Raw genomic sequence first — 14,906 nt, 5'->3', positions numbered from 1 at the left:
TCAACTTCAACTTTAACGCATAGGCATTATTGCTCTGTGGTATTTTTGTACACCTTGCCGTCTTTCATGATGATGCGGAAGTTATCTTCCGGGTTAGTCAGCACCGTCAAATCATTTAGTGGGTTACCATCAAATAGCCATTCATATAATCATCAAGCGTGGCCATTACCATTCCTCTTTCCAGTGTGGTCCAGTAACTTTGTTATCATCACTGACTTTCTGGTTTTCGGGATCAGTACCTCTCACCTTAATGTCGAGTTCAAGGTTTAATGCGGATAAGATTTTAAATAAGGTTTCTACTTTGGTTGAATCAGGGCTTTGGTTGTATCAGGGCTTTGCTCAAAGCTTGAAAAGGTATCTTGACGAATACCCACTTTACTTGCCACTTTGCTTTGAGGCAGCTTCATATTCAATCGTGCATCTTTAAGGTATGCGCTGAGCTGCTTTGAGTTTGTCACCTTCATATTTTGTACCTATAACGCTTATATATCACTCTCTTTACACGCTACAACAGGTAAATCAAGATTTACACGCTATAGCAGGTAGAGCAGCACTTCAAATGAGTTGATTTATTTGTCGCTTTACTACTGGTCAAAGCTGACTTAATTCTTGTCTATGCTACAGTGAGCTTTCCAAGCAAATTACTACCAAGTTATCGATATTTAAGAGGGTTTTGTGGAAAAACTGGCTATCGTCATTGATTTTTTAGCAAGCTATAAGTTGTTTGTTACCGTTTTAATCATTCTATTTTTATCAATGCTTAAACGCTTTGTTGTGTCGAAAATCCGCGGTGATGTCGCTTTTGTTAGCGAAGATCAACGTAAGTGGATGTCGCGGACTAAAAACGGCACCTTTATCTTAATTGTGGTGGTGTTGTTTATCTTGTGGCAAACCGAGATCAACAAGTTTGCCCTGTCGGTCACCGCGATTGCCATTGCTTTTGTGGTGGCTTCGAAAGAAATTATTTTGTGTTTTACTGGCTCGATTCAGCGAGCGAGTTCACGCTCGTTCGTGATTGGCGATTGGATTGAAGTGGGTAAATTGTGCGGTGAAGTGATTGAGCACAACTTAATGGCAACGGTGATCCAGGAGATTGACTTACACCACGGCCAATACCATTACACGGGTAAAACGGTCACCTTCCCTAATAGTATGTTCTTCAGTTATGCGGTTAAAAACCTTAACTTTATGAAACGCTATGTGTACCACAGCTTTAGTATTATGGTGGTAGACTTTGTCAATTTGTACCCGTTATTTCCCTTACTTCACAAGAAGATAGAGGCGCATTGTGAGGACTTTCACGAAGTTGCCACACGCTACAATTATGTGATTGAGAAACATGCTGGGGTCGATTTACCGGGGCCCGAGCCGCACATTCACGTGAATAGTGGCCCTGCTGGTGAGCAGGTTGTGCATATTATGATTTTCTGTCCAACAGAGCGCGCAACACACTTAGAGCAAGATATTAGAAAAGATTTTATGGAAATTTATCACACGGCCTTTCCTAAACCGGATAAGGTTTAATGCAACAACAAACGCAATAACAAATGCAATAAAAACCACTCAATTGAGTGGTTTTGCTTATATAGACTTAAGCCTGATTAACTCAAACTTTTTAGAAGCTCATTGTCTTAAAATAAATAAAAACTTACTTAGCCGAATGCAGTACATCATGTAACTGATGCAAGTCTTTCACTTCAAACGTTGGAGTAATGCCATCCACTACATCTTTGCCATGATGATTGAGCCAGCAGGTATCAATGCCAGCGTTAACTCCGCCTAAGATATCTGAGTGCAGGTTATCACCCACCATCAATACGGTGTTTTTATCAGGATTGCCCATGAGTTCGAAGGTGTGCTCAAAAATGCTCACATCAGGTTTTGCTTTGCCAAATTGCTCTGAAATCACCACATGTTCAAATGAGGCTTTAAAACCTGTGCGCTCTAAGCGAACATGTTGCAGCTCAGTAAGACCATTGGTAATAATGCCTAAACTCGCTTTACCTTCAAGGCTTGAAACCAATTGTTTCGCCCCTGGCAGCGGCTGACAAATATCGGCCATGGCGGCTAAAAAGTCACTGTTAAGCCTTTTGGTGGTCACGCCTAGTTTTTGCGCCCAATGTAAAAAGCGAGTGTGCTGCAACTCGGCAGCGTCGATTAAGCCTTGCTGGTAATCAACCCACAGCTGTTTGTTTACCGACTGGTAAAACGCGTAATCAGTAGTATCAAAGTCGATATCAAAGCGGGAAAACATCAGCTTTAACCCTGCGAAAATATCGAAATCAAACAAGGTTTCGTCAGCGTCAAACAATATCCATTGGTACTTCATTGCTAGCCCTTAGGGTTTTAGATAATTAACAGCAGGATGCTTGCACAAGATGAGGTGATACATATACCTTTTAGCACAAACTCAAAACTGCTTTTTTCAAACAAGGCTTTCTATTCAAACAAGGCTTGCTATTCAAACAAAGCTTTAAGTGTCGATTCTTGTGCGACTAAACTTTTGAATACGGTCAGTTGATTGGCTGCACGGTCAAGGTTATGGCCTTCACGGTGGATACCAAAATACACATCACCGTTTAAATGATCAGTTAAAAAGCGCGAACCCAGCATAAGCGCCATCACTTTAATGCCTAACCACAAACTGCGTTTTTCAATTGGCGTTAAAATATCAGCCAGTTGCTCGGTGTAAGCTTCACACGCGGCGGCGATAATTTCAGGCCGCGCGATGACGTTATCAAGCGCGGTGGAGTCTTCTTCCTCTGGCGAGCAAAATGCGCGCACCATGTCACCAAAGTCATACATTAAGAAGCCTTTCATGCAGGTGTCGATATCAATCACGGCCATGCTCGACATATCACGCTTATCAAACAACATATTGTTGATTTTAGTGTCGTTATGACAAATGCGCAGCGGTAACTCGCTTTCAATTTGCTCGAGCTCGTCAAACAAGTTTTGTTGCGACAAGGCAAGTTCTGCCCACTCACGGCAATCTACCAGTCTGCCAGATTTGTCATCGGCAACGGCTTGCTTAAGCTGCTCAATACGTTGAGGGAGATTTAAAAAGTTCGGGATAACATCTTCAAGCGTGTTGGCGTCTAAGTCACTTAACGCATGGGCAAAATGACCAAATGCACTGGCCGCCCTTTTGGCTTCATCTTGATTGGATACCACTTCAATGGTGTGACTGTTGGCTAAATAGCGAATCGCACGCCAAAAGCCTTTATCGGCTAAGTCGACGGATAAGCTGCCATCTTTTAACACTACAGGGGAAATCACGTCGAGTTGATACTCGCCATTGCTGGCTTTTTGAATGAGGTGATGGCTGACTTTTGCGGCATTGTCGATTAACACTTCTGGCTTGGTGAACACAGTGGTATTAATTTGTTGTAGCACCATCTGGCCAGTTGACCATCTTACTAGGTAAGTTTGGTTAATATGACCATTGCCTAACGGCGAAACGCTCGCATTTTCATCAGTAATTCCATATAAAGGCAGAATTGTTTGCCTAATAAACTCAACCACCCAAGTCTCCATAACTTTTGTTGCAAGCGGGACAGTTTAATACGATTGATATAAAGCACAACACTTACAAAGTGTATTTTACTGAGTATTACATTTAGCTTGGTGTAATACTCTGTAACTGACCTTATAAACCTTTAAGGTATTTTTCAAAGGCTGGCTGGCTTGATAACGTTGCTTGGCTGCCTTTCAAACTGAAGTTATAGCCGCACAATTTAAAGCTGCCACGCATGGCAATACTGTCGATGATTCGTTTGTTATCTAAGGGCGAAAACCTTGCTTCGGTGCCACTGTCTGCCATTAAATCCACCTGCATTGGGCGGAATTTACTGCCATCGTTGAAAATCATTTCGGCGCAGCGGTTATCACCTTCGGCAGTATCTAAACGCCAAATAGGCTGAGCATCCCCCTCGTCCCCTAACCAGCGCAGCACTAATACGTCTTGTTGTAGTATCAGCCAAAAGCCATCGGGTAGTTTTACGCGTGCGGTTTCGTTAATGGTTTCTGGTTGAGCTATTGGGGCAATCTCTACTGGTTCTTGTTCAACCTCATCACCTGAAAATAACAGGCTGATAAGATAAATCACTAAACTTATGGCTAATACTACGCCTAAACCTTTAGCCACCATCATTAATGCTTTTTGATTGCTTTGCGCCCAAATAAGCCAAGATTTTAATAGCTCTGATAACGAGCCTGATTCTAATGCGCCGCGATCGACTCGATAGCTTGGTTTATCATCAGAGGCGTAAGCTGACTCTGTATCATCGTGATTTTGAGCAGAATAGCCTTGTCCTGAATCACCAAAGTCAGATGCTGTATCTGACTCTTCTTTATATACGGTTTCTTGCTGGTATCCAGGTTCAAAATCTTGATCGTACGCTTGTTCGTCATCAAATCCCGCATCCAAACTGCCCGAATTTAGATTACCGTGACCAGTTTCCCCCATCGTTGGCTCTCGTCTGCGACGCGCTTGGCCAGATACTGAATCCGATTTTACATGTGGTCCGTTGTACCCCATGACATAGGTCATTTTACGTTGATTGGTTTTTGGCGCAGGTAACCACGCAAAAGCCGCACTGACTAATGCAGCTAAAATAAATACAATACTGCTCACAACGGCAGGAAAACTCAAACTCAGTGATAAACTGAATATCAATAACAAAGTGAGCGGAGCGGCAATTAAAGAATTAGGTTTAGCAGCGTCTTTTACACGGCGTAAACTGCTTAAGCCACAAACAGGCAGCGCGATAGCAGCCGCTATTAAGGTCACCACTGTATTTGAAAATAATAGCGCGATGATCAACACAAACACTAAGCAGCTTAATTGAATGGCTAAGGCTCTTAGGCCATTGTCTCGACCTTGACGACAAAATAAGAATGCGATTGACACGAGAAATCCTACTATCTAAAAAATGATCTGTTGGCAGACTAAACAATTTCACCGCTAAAGTCAGTGAAACCGTGTAAAAATGACATAAATTAATTCTAAAAACGTCAATTTGAAGCTAAATCACTTCGAAACCACAGCCAGCCCGATTTTTAATTAAGGTTAATTTCAGTCTGTTAGGCTGCTAAGCTTACGCTGCAAAGGCCTTTGATAACAATTTCCCGTCGTATTGGCCTAACGGTGTAAGGATAGATTTCTGCACTTTTCTCCATCACAAATCTCGCAAATTGCATCGCTTTGAGTATAATACTCGGCCTGATAAATAATCTGGTTGGAAATTGCACTATGAGCGCTCGTGGAAATCTATTTATTGTGTCTGCCCCAAGTGGCGCCGGTAAGTCTTCACTTATCTCTGCATTATTAAAAGATAAGCCAAGCGACATGCAAGTGTCAGTGTCTCACACCACCCGTCAGCCTCGCCCAGGTGAAGTGAATGGTCAACATTATCACTTTGTCTCGGTTGAAGAATTTAAGGCATTAATTGCTGAAGAAGCTTTCTTTGAATGGGCTGAAGTGTTTGGCAACTATTACGGCACCTCCCGCAAGGTTATTGAACAAACATTAGCAAACGGTATTGATGTATTTTTAGATATTGATTGGCAAGGCGCCGAACAAGTAAAAAAACTCATGCCTGAAGCAATTGGGGTATTTATTTTACCTCCTTCGAGAGCTGAGCTTGAACGCCGCCTAACAGGCCGTGGTCAAGACAGCCAAGACGTGATTGATGGACGTATGGCTGAGGCCGTATCTGAAATGTCACACTATAAAGATGCAGATTATATTATAGTAAATGATGATTTTGATGTCGCTTTAGGCGATCTTTGCGCGATCATTCGCAGTCAAAGATCAACCTGTGCTAGTCAGATCCATACTCACAATGATATGATTAGCGATCTATTGGCAGATTAATTGTCATAGTGTACAATTTTGCGTCATTTTTTCCCATATATAACACTGGAGTTTCACCACATGGCTCGCGTAACTGTAGAAGACGCCGTAGAACAAATCGGCAACCGTTTTGATATGATCCTGGTTGCAGCGCGTCGTGCACGCCAAATCGCTGTGCAAGGTAAAGACCCAATGGTTGAAGAGATGAATGATAAGCCAACGGTTATCGCTTTACGCGAAATCGAATTAGGCTTAGTCACCTCTAACACATTAGACGCTGATGAGCGTCAAACTGTTCGTGAACGCGAAGCAGCTGAAATTGCCGCTGTTGCAGCAATTGCTGAAGGCCGTTCACTTTAAGGAGTAGCGCCACTTGTATCTGTTTGAAGGTCTTAAGGAGTCTGCGTCAGGTTATTTAGAACCCGCGCAAGTAGAATTACTCAAGCAGGCGTACATTGTTGCGCGTGATGCCCATGAAGGGCAAATGCGCACAAGTGGCGAACCCTATATTACCCATCCCGTTGCGGTAGCCCGCATCGTGGCTGACATGCGTCTTGATCACGAGACATTAATGGCAGCCCTGCTTCATGACACCATCGAAGATACCCCAGTTACTAAAGAAGAACTCACTGAGTTATTCGGCGTTACTGTGGCTGAACTTGTCGAAGGCGTGTCAAAACTCGACAAAATTAAGTTTCGCGATAAAAAAGAAGCCCAAGCTGAAAACTTCCGCAAGATGATGATGGCAATGACGCAGGATATCCGCGTTATTTTAATCAAGCTTGCTGATAGAACGCATAACATGCGTACTTTGGGGGCATTACGTCCTGACAAACGTCGTCGTATTGCTCGCGAAACCTTAGAGATTTATGCGCCGATCGCCAACCGTCTTGGTATTCACAATATCAAAAGCGAGTTAGAGGATTTAGGTTTCCAAGCCTACTATCCAATGCGTTATCGTGTGCTTAAAGAAGTGGTTAAAGCAGCCCGTGGTAATAGAAAAGAACTGATTAACAGTATTGAAGCTGCTATTACGACTCGCCTTGAAGATGCCGGCATTAAAGGCACCGTCAAAGGTCGTGAGAAAAACCTTTATTCCATCTATCGTAAGATGAGCAATAAAGAACTGCAGTTTCAAGAAGTCATGGACATTTATGCGTTCAGAGTCATGGTCGATACCATTGATACCTGTTACCGCGTATTAGGTGCCATGCATGGTCTTTATAAGCCACATCCTGGCCGCTTTAAAGATTATATTGCCATACCAAAAGCCAATGGTTACCAATCATTGCATACCTCATTATTTGGCCCTCATGCGGTTCCTGTTGAAGTACAAATTCGTACTGAAGAAATGGATCTGATGGCGGACAAAGGGGTTGCTGCTCACTGGATGTATAAGAGCGGCACCAATAGTTCACAACAAAGTACCACTCAAATTCGCGCCCATAAGTGGATGCAAAGCTTGCTGGAACTGCAACAAAGTGCCAGTAGTTCGTTTGAGTTTGTGGAAAACGTTAAAACCGAACTATTCCCTGAGGAAATTTACGTCTTCACCCCTGAAGGCCGTATTTTAGAATTACCCGTCAACTCGACTGCTGTCGATTTTGCTTACGAAGTGCATACCGATGTAGGTAATACCTGTGTTGGTGCTCGTGTTAACCGTCAAGCTTACCCGTTAAGCCAACCATTAATCTCCGGTCAAACCGTTGAGATTATTACTGCCAAAGGCGCCCGCCCTAATGCGGCGTGGCTAAACTTTGTGGTAACCGGTAAAGCCCGTGGCAAAATACGCCAAGTCTTAAAGAGCTTAACCAGTGACGATGCGGTAGCACTAGGTAAACGCCTATTAAATCACGCTTTGGGTGAAACCAAGCTTGATAGCATAGATCCAGATCTGCTCGAAAAAGTGATTTCAGAAACCAAGCATGACGACTTAGCTTCATTACTTGCTGATATCGGTTTAGGCAACGCCATGAGTATTGTTATTGCTCAGCGTTTGTTAGGTAAAAAACTGACAACAACCAATAACGATGACGACACCGAAGAGCACTTGATGCCGATCCGTGGTGCTGAAGGTATGCTAGTGACCTTTGCTAACTGTTGTCGTCCTATTCCAGGTGATGCCGTTGTTGCCCATGTAAGTCCAGGCAAGGGCTTAGTGGTCCATATGGAAAACTGTGCCAACATCCGAGGTTATCAAGGCGAGCCAGACAAGTATATTCCAGTCCATTGGGATAATGTTGAAGGCGAAACTTACCAAGCAAACCTTCGAGTTGAGATTGTTAACCATCAAGGCGCTTTGGCTAAAATTACCAATATCATCGCAGCTGCTGGCTCAAATATTCATAACTTGAGCACTGAAGAACGTGATGGTCGAGTTTATTTAATCAATCTGCGTATCTCGGTCGACGACCGTGTTCACCTCGCTAATGTAATGCGCCGTATTCGTGTATTACCGGAAGTCTTGCGTACCTCACGTAATCGCTAGTAAGATTGCTAACCTAATATCTCACTTTCCTAAGCTGAATAACTCTAACTTTATGAGTCAGCTTAGGTTTGTTTGCTGATTTAACTCTCCTAACTGACTCACTCGGTTTAGGTGTGTTTGCATCTTTTATTCATCTCGCAGATTTTAAATTCGTAGAGGGCGTCATGGCAGAAAAAATCATTATCGCAACCGATAAAGCTCCACAAGCAATTGGCACATATTCTCAAGCTGTAAAAGTAGGTAGCACTGTTTACCTATCGGGCCAAATCCCACTCGTACCAAGCACCATGGAAATGGTTAGCGATGACTTCTCTGATCAAGTGGTTCAAGTATTTGAAAACTTAACTGCTGTGACTGAAGCTGCTGGCGGCACCATGGCTGATATCGTTAAGCTAAATATTTTCCTGATTGATTTATCGCACTTTGCCACTGTAAATGAAATTATGGCGCGTTATTTCACTCAACCTTACCCAGCACGAGCTGCAATTGGGGTAAAACAGCTGCCAAAAGGCTCTTTAGTCGAAATGGATGGAATAATGGAGATCTAGGTCACAAACCGACTTTTCCACTACAGGGCGCCTAATGGCGCCCTTTTTATTAGAGCTATTACTCGATAGTGGTTCACTTTTCAGCGAAACCTGCTAGTTTATTAGTCGTAATTACCTAAATTTTATAGGTTATCGTTTGCGCAGGTATCTTTATAAAGCCATACTGATACCAATCTTATTCAATATCTTACCGTTCAATGGGGGCTGGTCGAAATAAGCTTTAAGGTTTTTCATCCAGTAATAGCCATTCGCTTTTACTGCATAAAGCCCATTTAAAGCTAATTGAGACTGGTCTGAACTGCTTAGATATTCAATCCGATTACAATAGATTATTGCGTTAATGACATTGAAATATGTACGTCCTACATTAAAACAAAAACGAACACGGAATTGTCGATGGAAAATCTAATGAAAACGCCGGTAGAAATGTTATCGCACTGGGTTGAGACTCAAGGCGACACGGTATATTTACGCCAACCAATTAATGGTCAATACGTTGACTTTACCTGGCGTGAAGTACAACAAAAAGTACAGCAAGTAGCGGGCGCGTTACGTCATTTAGGCCTTGAGCCAGGTGATAAAATTGCTGTGTTATCAAAAAACTGCGCCGAGTGGTTTATCACCGACTTAGCCTTAATGTATGGCGGCTATATCAGTGTGCCAATTTATCCGACTGCCAACGCAGAAACGATTCGTTATGTCCTTGAACATAGCGGCGCGAAAGCCATTTTCACGGGTAAATTAGATTACTGGGCTGATCAAGAAGCCGGTGTCGGTGGCGAAATTCTACGTATTTCTATGCCATACGAAACTATGCCCGCTCAGTACCATTGGGAAAAGTTCCTTGAATTAGGCACCCCACTCGTTGATGCACCTACGCCATCAGCTGAGCAAATGATGACGTTAATTTATACCTCAGGTTCAACCGGTAAACCTAAAGGTGCAATGCAGACCTTTGGTAGCTACGGCTGGACTTGTGAGGCGGTAGTGCGTGATTTAAAAACCAATACTGCAGATCGCTTATTGTCTTACCTGCCTTTAGCGCACATTACTGAACGTGTGGCTATTCAAGGCTCGTCTTTCTATTCAGGCTCTTCGGTTGCATTTGTTGAAAGCCTAGATTCGTTTGTGGCTGACGTTCAGCGCTGTAGACCGACAGTATTCTTTTCAGTGCCGCGTTTATGGACTCTGTTTCAGCTCAACATTATTAATAAAGCGGGTGAAGCTAAACTGGACTTCTTACTTAAAATCCCCATTATTAGCAGCCTAGTTAAACGTAAGATTCAAAAAGGATTGGGCCTTGAGCATTGCCGCTTATTAGGTTCTGGTTCTGCGCCAATTCCGCCGACACAATTGGAGTGGTACAACAAAATTGGAATGAATATCTCAGAAGCTTGGGGTATGACCGAAAACTGTGCTTATTCAATTATTAACTTCCCATTCGATGTCAGTAAAATTGGCACCGTGGGTCGCCCAGTCGAAGGCTGCCAAGTGCGCCGCACTGATGATGGCGAGCTAATGGTTAAAAGCCCTGGTTTAATGACGGGCTACTATAAGCAAGAAGAAGCCACCAAAGCTTGTTTTGATGAAGATGGTTTTTTCCATACCGGTGATTTATGTGAAATCGATGAAGATGGCTACATTTCAATTACTGGTCGTGTAAAAGATAACTTTAAAACCTCTAAAGGTAAGTATGTTGCGCCAGTGCCAATTGAGCGTAAGTTAGCCCAAGATTCACATATTGAATTGTTATGTGTGATTGGGTCTGGTTTACCACATCCTGTGGCCTTAGTGCAGTTATCTGAAGGCTCAGCTTTGCAACCTCGTGAAGAAGTGCGCTCATCGCTTAAAGCAACACTTGATAGCATTAATCCAAATCTTGAATCACATGAACATGTGGATGCTGTTGTTGTGGTGACTGAACCTTGGACTGTTGAAAATGATGCGCTAACACCAACGTTAAAAATTAAGCGTCATGTACTTGAAAAGCAATTTAGCGCTAAAGTTGATGGTGTACGTGGTGCTAAAGTAACTTGGGAAGACGAGCTGTAACTTGCAGGGATACTTTCGACATTGATTAACCTATTGGGCGCACTATTTAGTGCGCCCTTTTTATTGGCTGAATTAACGAAATTTAACCCTGCAACCACTAAATTAAATTGCGCAAAGTACAAAAGGCTCTATGCTTGCCATCCTTTTCGATTTACCCCACTTGTGAGCGTTAATCATGTTAATTCTACTATCGATTATTGGCGGTTTTTTAATCCTAACCATAGGAGCTGAAGCCCTAGTGCGAGGTGCGAGTCAGATAGCACTAAAATTAGGACTGACGCCGTTAATCATCGGTCTCACCATTGTGGCTTTTGGTACCAGTGCACCTGAGCTTGCGGTCAGTGTAAAGTCTGCGATGGCGGGCAATAGTGGCATCGCATTAGGTAACGTAATTGGCTCAAACATTGCCAATATCGGTTTAATTTTGGGTATTACCGCACTCATTCGTCCAATAAAAATTGAATCACAAATGGTGCGCCGTGATATTCCAATCATGATTGCCGCTTCAGTGCTGTTTTGGAGCTTATTATTAGATGGGGGCTTAAGCATTTGGGATGGAATGTTGCTGACAACCTTGCTCGTCGGTTACTTATCTTTTAGCTATTTTACTGCAGACAAGCAAAGTAATGACGAAGGTTTAGCGGCGAATTCACAAAGTAATTGGCTATCAATAGTATTAATCATTATTGGTATTTCTATGCTTGTGGGCGGTGGTATTTTATTTGTTGATGGCGCGGTTGCTATGGCGAAATCGTTTGGCATTAGTGAAGTGATTATCGGCTTAACCATCGTCGCGATTGGGACAAGCATGCCAGAGTTAGTTACCTCTATCGTTGCGGCAATGAAAGGCGAAAGTGATATTGCCATTGGCAACGTTATTGGCTCAAACCTATTTAATATCTTAGGTATTTTAGGTGTAACAGCGTTAATTCATCCAATTTTGAACAGCGAAATTAGCTCCCTTGATTGGTTCACTATGATAGCGCTGGCGATGGTATTACTGCCTTTTGCTTATACAGGGCTGCGTATAGGTCGCCGTGAAGCTAGCTTTTTAGTTCTCAGTTATCTTGGTTATATCGGTTATTTAGTCTTGCAAGCGTAAGGCTTCACTCCTCTTTTCAAACACAGGTCTATTTCAAAGCCAGTCTTTTAAACGCTAGCCTTTTTCAAGCGCCAGTCTATTGATGCAATAGGCTGGCGTTTTGCATTTTACGCCATTGAAAATACATCCATGACATTTGTCACACCAAACTGATGACGTTTGTGCCTGCACTAATTTAGCCAAATCTTGAATACTAGCTCTGTACTAAAAAACAACCCACACTAAATTGAGTTAAACGGAGTTAATCATGAAAACATTATTTATCGCAGTAACCTTGTCATTAGTCAGCCATAGCAGCTTGGCAGATATCAGCGCAATTGATGCCGCTGCCAACACAATGAACATCAATGAGCTTAAACAGATTAGTGAACAAAGCGTGGATTACGAACATGCTTATGCAGAATACCGCACAGCAATTACAGCGAATATTGTTGGTCAACGTAGCGTTTCAAAACGTGCTCTTGATGAAGCACAATCAACCTTAGAAAGTATTCTTACTCGTGAAGATGATGCTGAATCAATGGCATTACTCGCCTCAGTTTATGGCATGCAAATATCAGCAGACCCAAGCAAAGGGCAAATATTAGGGATGAAATCTGGTGTGCTACTTGAGCGCGCAGAACAGTTAACACCTAATAACCCTCGCATTGCACTAGTCAAAGCCATGAGTGCCTTTTATACCCCTACGGAATACGGTGGAGGCATGGAAAAAGCCAAACAATTTGCTTCAGTTGCCATTGAGCGTTATCAAAACCCTTGTGATGACATTTGCTGGGGACACAGCGAAGCGTATACGTGGCGTGGACTTGCTCAACAAGAGTTAGGTAATCAACAAGGCGCAGAGCAAGACTGGCAACAAGCTATCGATATTGATCCTAAATACGCATGGGCTAACTTTCTGTTAAACCCACCTGCAGCTGAATAACCCAATATTAGATAACGATAGCAACTGCTACCCATTGTTAATGAGTAGCAGTATGTTAACTTCTTAAGGAAAGGTTATGAATAACCCACAATTATCAGCCAACAAACAAGGAATGGTTCACAAGGATATGACCACTCAAGATATTTGCCACCCAGAAAGAGCTTATAAGCAAAAAACAGCATGGGTGTATCTGATCAATTTGATTTTTTACTTTATTCCTTTGTATTTTTTACAGGATGATTTATTAAGAGTCAGTGTCAGCCTGCTGCTGTTGGTGCCTTTTTTATATAGCTACTTTTGGGCATATAAAAGTTCATCAACAAAGGCCATTTACCCCATCGGCTTAATGCTGTTCACGGCGAGTATTGCCGCCCCCTTTACCGCTGGTGCAATTTCATTTTTCAGCTTTGCTGCGTTCTTTATTGGTTTTTTCTATTCACTTCGCACAGCTGTGATAAGTTTTATCATTATTTCGACTTGGCTGTGGATACTTGATTACCTAGTTGGTTTTCAGGGCTATTACTTCCCGCTTTATGGCATGCTTATCGTGTTTGTTGTCGGTGTATTTGGTGTCATCGAGCACAATAATGAACGAGTAAGACGCCAACAGCGCCAATCTAAAGATGAAATCGCCAGTCTTGCGACTGCATTAGAGCGTGAACGTATTGCCCGAGATTTACACGATATTATGGGTCACAACTTGTCCTCAATTGCCCTTAAAGCCCAGCTGGCTGAGAAGTTAGTTGAAACAGGCAACTTACCTTTAGCTCAAGAGCACCTTAAGCAGCTTGCTGATATCGCTCGAGACAGTTTAAGCCAAATACGCCAAACCGTATCAGACTATAAACATAAAGGGCTTGCCAACACGCTACAGCAATTAACCGAGCTTTTGCGCGAGCAAAGCATAGAGGTTCATGTCAGTGGCTCGCTGCCGACTATGCCCAGCTTAGTCGAGTCGCAATTAGGACTGATGTTTACAGAGCTGGTCAATAATACGATTAAGCACGGCAATGCGACTCAGTGTCTGTGGCAATTTGAATCAGCTAATGACCAAATCAACATTCAATTCAGTGACAACGCTGCAGCTAAAGACATTGTTGAAGGCAATGGCATTAAAGGTATAAGAGAGCGTGTTGAGCTACTTGCTGGCCAATTTAGTTATGATATTACCGATGGATATCGATTCACGATTTCACTGCCTCTATCCACTGATAGCTTTACCGAATCCAGCTGCAAATGAAGAATCTAATAAGGATATTAATTAATGAAAATTTTGCTGGCTGAAGATCAGGCCATGGTACGCGGTGCACTTTCCGCGTTATTAACACTTACCGATGATACTGAGCTTGGCCAAGTTGAAGTGACTGAGGCAGAAGATGGTGCTCAAGCAATGGCGTTATTAAAGCAGCATTCATATGATTTACTGTTAAGTGATATTGAAATGCCGCAACACACAGGACTTGAGCTGGCCCAATGGCTACAAGGTTTTCAAGCCGAATCAGACCACAAAACCAAGATTATTATCTTAACCACCTTCGGCCGTGCAGGTTATATCAAACGTGCATTAAGCGCTGGTGTTGAAGGTTTCTTGTTAAAAGATGCGCCAACTGAGAGCTTGCTCTCTGCGATTAAGCAAGTGATGTCAGGCAAGAAGGTCATCGACCCTGAACTTGCCATAAGCGCCATTGGTGATATCGACCCGCTAAATGACAAAGAACGCAAAGCCCTAAGGCTTGCCAGTGAAGGATTAACCACCAGTGATATTGCAGCTCAATTATTTATTGCTGAAGGGACGTTGCGAAACTACCTGTCGGAGGCCATCAGTAAACTCAATGCCACCAATCGCATCGATGCCGCCCGTATTGCCAAACAAAAAGGCTGGTTATAGAGTCGCTTAGCATAGAATTGGGTAATATTATTGCCTTGTTTTAAAA

14 protein-coding genes are annotated in these 14,906 nt (G+C 42.8%); 10 read left to right on the top strand and 4 right to left on the bottom strand.

Going from position 1 to position 14,906, the window contains the following annotated elements; all coding sequences use genetic code 11:
• Positions 1-296: 296 nt before the first annotated feature.
• Positions 297-464, bottom strand: coding sequence for a helix-turn-helix domain-containing protein (locus tag L2735_RS20165; RefSeq protein WP_248983738.1), 168 nt, complete (start codon positions 462-464; stop codon positions 297-299).
• 211 nt (positions 465-675) lie between these two features.
• Here L2735_RS20165 and L2735_RS05425 point away from each other — a divergent pair, with 211 nt between their 5' ends.
• Complete coding sequence (locus L2735_RS05425) at positions 676-1,524, top strand: mechanosensitive ion channel family protein (protein WP_248983737.1); 849 nt, start codon at positions 676-678, stop codon at positions 1,522-1,524.
• Positions 1,525-1,648: 124 nt separating this feature from the next.
• On the opposite strand, the gene yjjG is transcribed toward L2735_RS05425, so the two are convergent.
• The 3 genes from yjjG to L2735_RS05410 all read right to left on the bottom strand — a co-directional run bounded on the left by yjjG (position 1,649) and on the right by L2735_RS05410 (position 4,912).
• Positions 1,649-2,329 (bottom strand): pyrimidine 5'-nucleotidase, encoded by a 681-nt coding sequence (gene yjjG / locus L2735_RS05420; RefSeq protein WP_248983736.1) that lies wholly within the window; start codon positions 2,327-2,329, stop codon positions 1,649-1,651.
• 128 nt (positions 2,330-2,457) lie between these two features.
• Positions 2,458-3,525 (bottom strand): phosphotransferase enzyme family protein, encoded by a 1,068-nt coding sequence (locus tag L2735_RS05415; protein WP_248983735.1) that lies wholly within the window; start codon positions 3,523-3,525, stop codon positions 2,458-2,460.
• A gap of 124 nt (positions 3,526-3,649) precedes the next feature.
• A complete protein-coding gene (locus L2735_RS05410) occupies positions 3,650-4,912 on the bottom strand; it encodes a hypothetical protein (protein ID WP_248983734.1) in 1,263 nt (420 codons plus the stop codon).
• Positions 4,913-5,254: 342 nt separating this feature from the next.
• Here L2735_RS05410 and gmk point away from each other — a divergent pair, with 342 nt between their 5' ends.
• From gmk to L2735_RS05365, 9 genes are all read left to right on the top strand, one after another.
• Positions 5,255-5,878, top strand: a complete 624-nt coding sequence (gene gmk / locus L2735_RS05405) for a guanylate kinase (protein WP_248983733.1) — start codon at positions 5,255-5,257, stop codon at positions 5,876-5,878.
• Positions 5,879-5,938: 60 nt separating this feature from the next.
• Positions 5,939-6,217, top strand: coding sequence for a DNA-directed RNA polymerase subunit omega (gene rpoZ, locus L2735_RS05400; protein WP_102531199.1), 279 nt, complete (start codon positions 5,939-5,941; stop codon positions 6,215-6,217).
• A gap of 13 nt (positions 6,218-6,230) precedes the next feature.
• Positions 6,231-8,345, top strand: a complete 2,115-nt coding sequence (gene spoT / locus L2735_RS05395; RefSeq protein WP_248983732.1) for a bifunctional GTP diphosphokinase/guanosine-3',5'-bis pyrophosphate 3'-pyrophosphohydrolase — start codon at positions 6,231-6,233, stop codon at positions 8,343-8,345.
• Positions 8,346-8,509: 164 nt separating this feature from the next.
• On the top strand, positions 8,510-8,893 hold the full coding sequence (locus L2735_RS05390; RefSeq protein ID WP_248983731.1) for a RidA family protein: 384 nt from the start codon (positions 8,510-8,512) through the stop codon (positions 8,891-8,893).
• A 396-nt stretch (positions 8,894-9,289) separates the two neighbouring features.
• Positions 9,290-10,945, top strand: coding sequence for an AMP-binding protein (locus L2735_RS05385; RefSeq protein ID WP_248983730.1), 1,656 nt, complete (start codon positions 9,290-9,292; stop codon positions 10,943-10,945).
• Positions 10,946-11,120: 175 nt separating this feature from the next.
• Positions 11,121-12,047 (top strand): calcium/sodium antiporter, encoded by a 927-nt coding sequence (locus tag L2735_RS05380; protein ID WP_248983729.1) that lies wholly within the window; start codon positions 11,121-11,123, stop codon positions 12,045-12,047.
• A 247-nt stretch (positions 12,048-12,294) separates the two neighbouring features.
• Entirely contained in the window at positions 12,295-12,972 is a 678-nt protein-coding gene (locus L2735_RS05375; protein WP_248983728.1) for a tetratricopeptide repeat protein, read from the top strand.
• 76 nt (positions 12,973-13,048) lie between these two features.
• On the top strand, positions 13,049-14,212 hold the full coding sequence (locus L2735_RS05370) for a sensor histidine kinase (protein WP_346348123.1): 1,164 nt from the start codon (positions 13,049-13,051) through the stop codon (positions 14,210-14,212).
• Positions 14,213-14,236: 24 nt separating this feature from the next.
• Positions 14,237-14,860 carry a response regulator transcription factor gene (locus L2735_RS05365; RefSeq protein WP_248983727.1) on the top strand — a complete coding sequence of 208 codons (624 nt, stop codon included), beginning with the start codon at positions 14,237-14,239 and terminating at the stop codon, positions 14,858-14,860.
• Positions 14,861-14,906 lie beyond the last annotated feature (46 nt).

It is taken from the genome of Shewanella olleyana, from assembly GCF_023283825.1.
Classification (GTDB): Bacteria; Pseudomonadota; Gammaproteobacteria; order Enterobacterales; family Shewanellaceae; genus Shewanella; species Shewanella olleyana.
The sequence above is the reverse complement of the archived record's forward strand: the minus strand, read 5'-3'. Positions and strand labels throughout refer to the sequence as shown.

Coding starts and splice junctions, on each gene's coding strand:
- L2735_RS20165 (WP_248983738.1), bottom strand. CDS start 464: ATGAAGGTGACAAACTCAAAGCAGCTCAGCGCATACCTTAAAGATGCA.
- yjjG (WP_248983736.1), bottom strand. CDS start 2,329: ATGAAGTACCAATGGATATTGTTTGACGCTGACGAAACCTTGTTTGAT.
- gmk (WP_248983733.1), top strand. CDS start 5,255: ATGAGCGCTCGTGGAAATCTATTTATTGTGTCTGCCCCAAGTGGCGCC.
- rpoZ (WP_102531199.1), top strand. CDS start 5,939: ATGGCTCGCGTAACTGTAGAAGACGCCGTAGAACAAATCGGCAACCGT.
- L2735_RS05390 (WP_248983731.1), top strand. CDS start 8,510: ATGGCAGAAAAAATCATTATCGCAACCGATAAAGCTCCACAAGCAATT.
- L2735_RS05385 (WP_248983730.1), top strand. CDS start 9,290: ATGGAAAATCTAATGAAAACGCCGGTAGAAATGTTATCGCACTGGGTT.
- L2735_RS05380 (WP_248983729.1), top strand. CDS start 11,121: ATGTTAATTCTACTATCGATTATTGGCGGTTTTTTAATCCTAACCATA.
- L2735_RS05375 (WP_248983728.1), top strand. CDS start 12,295: ATGAAAACATTATTTATCGCAGTAACCTTGTCATTAGTCAGCCATAGC.
- L2735_RS05370 (WP_346348123.1), top strand. CDS start 13,049: ATGAATAACCCACAATTATCAGCCAACAAACAAGGAATGGTTCACAAG.
- L2735_RS05365 (WP_248983727.1), top strand. CDS start 14,237: ATGAAAATTTTGCTGGCTGAAGATCAGGCCATGGTACGCGGTGCACTT.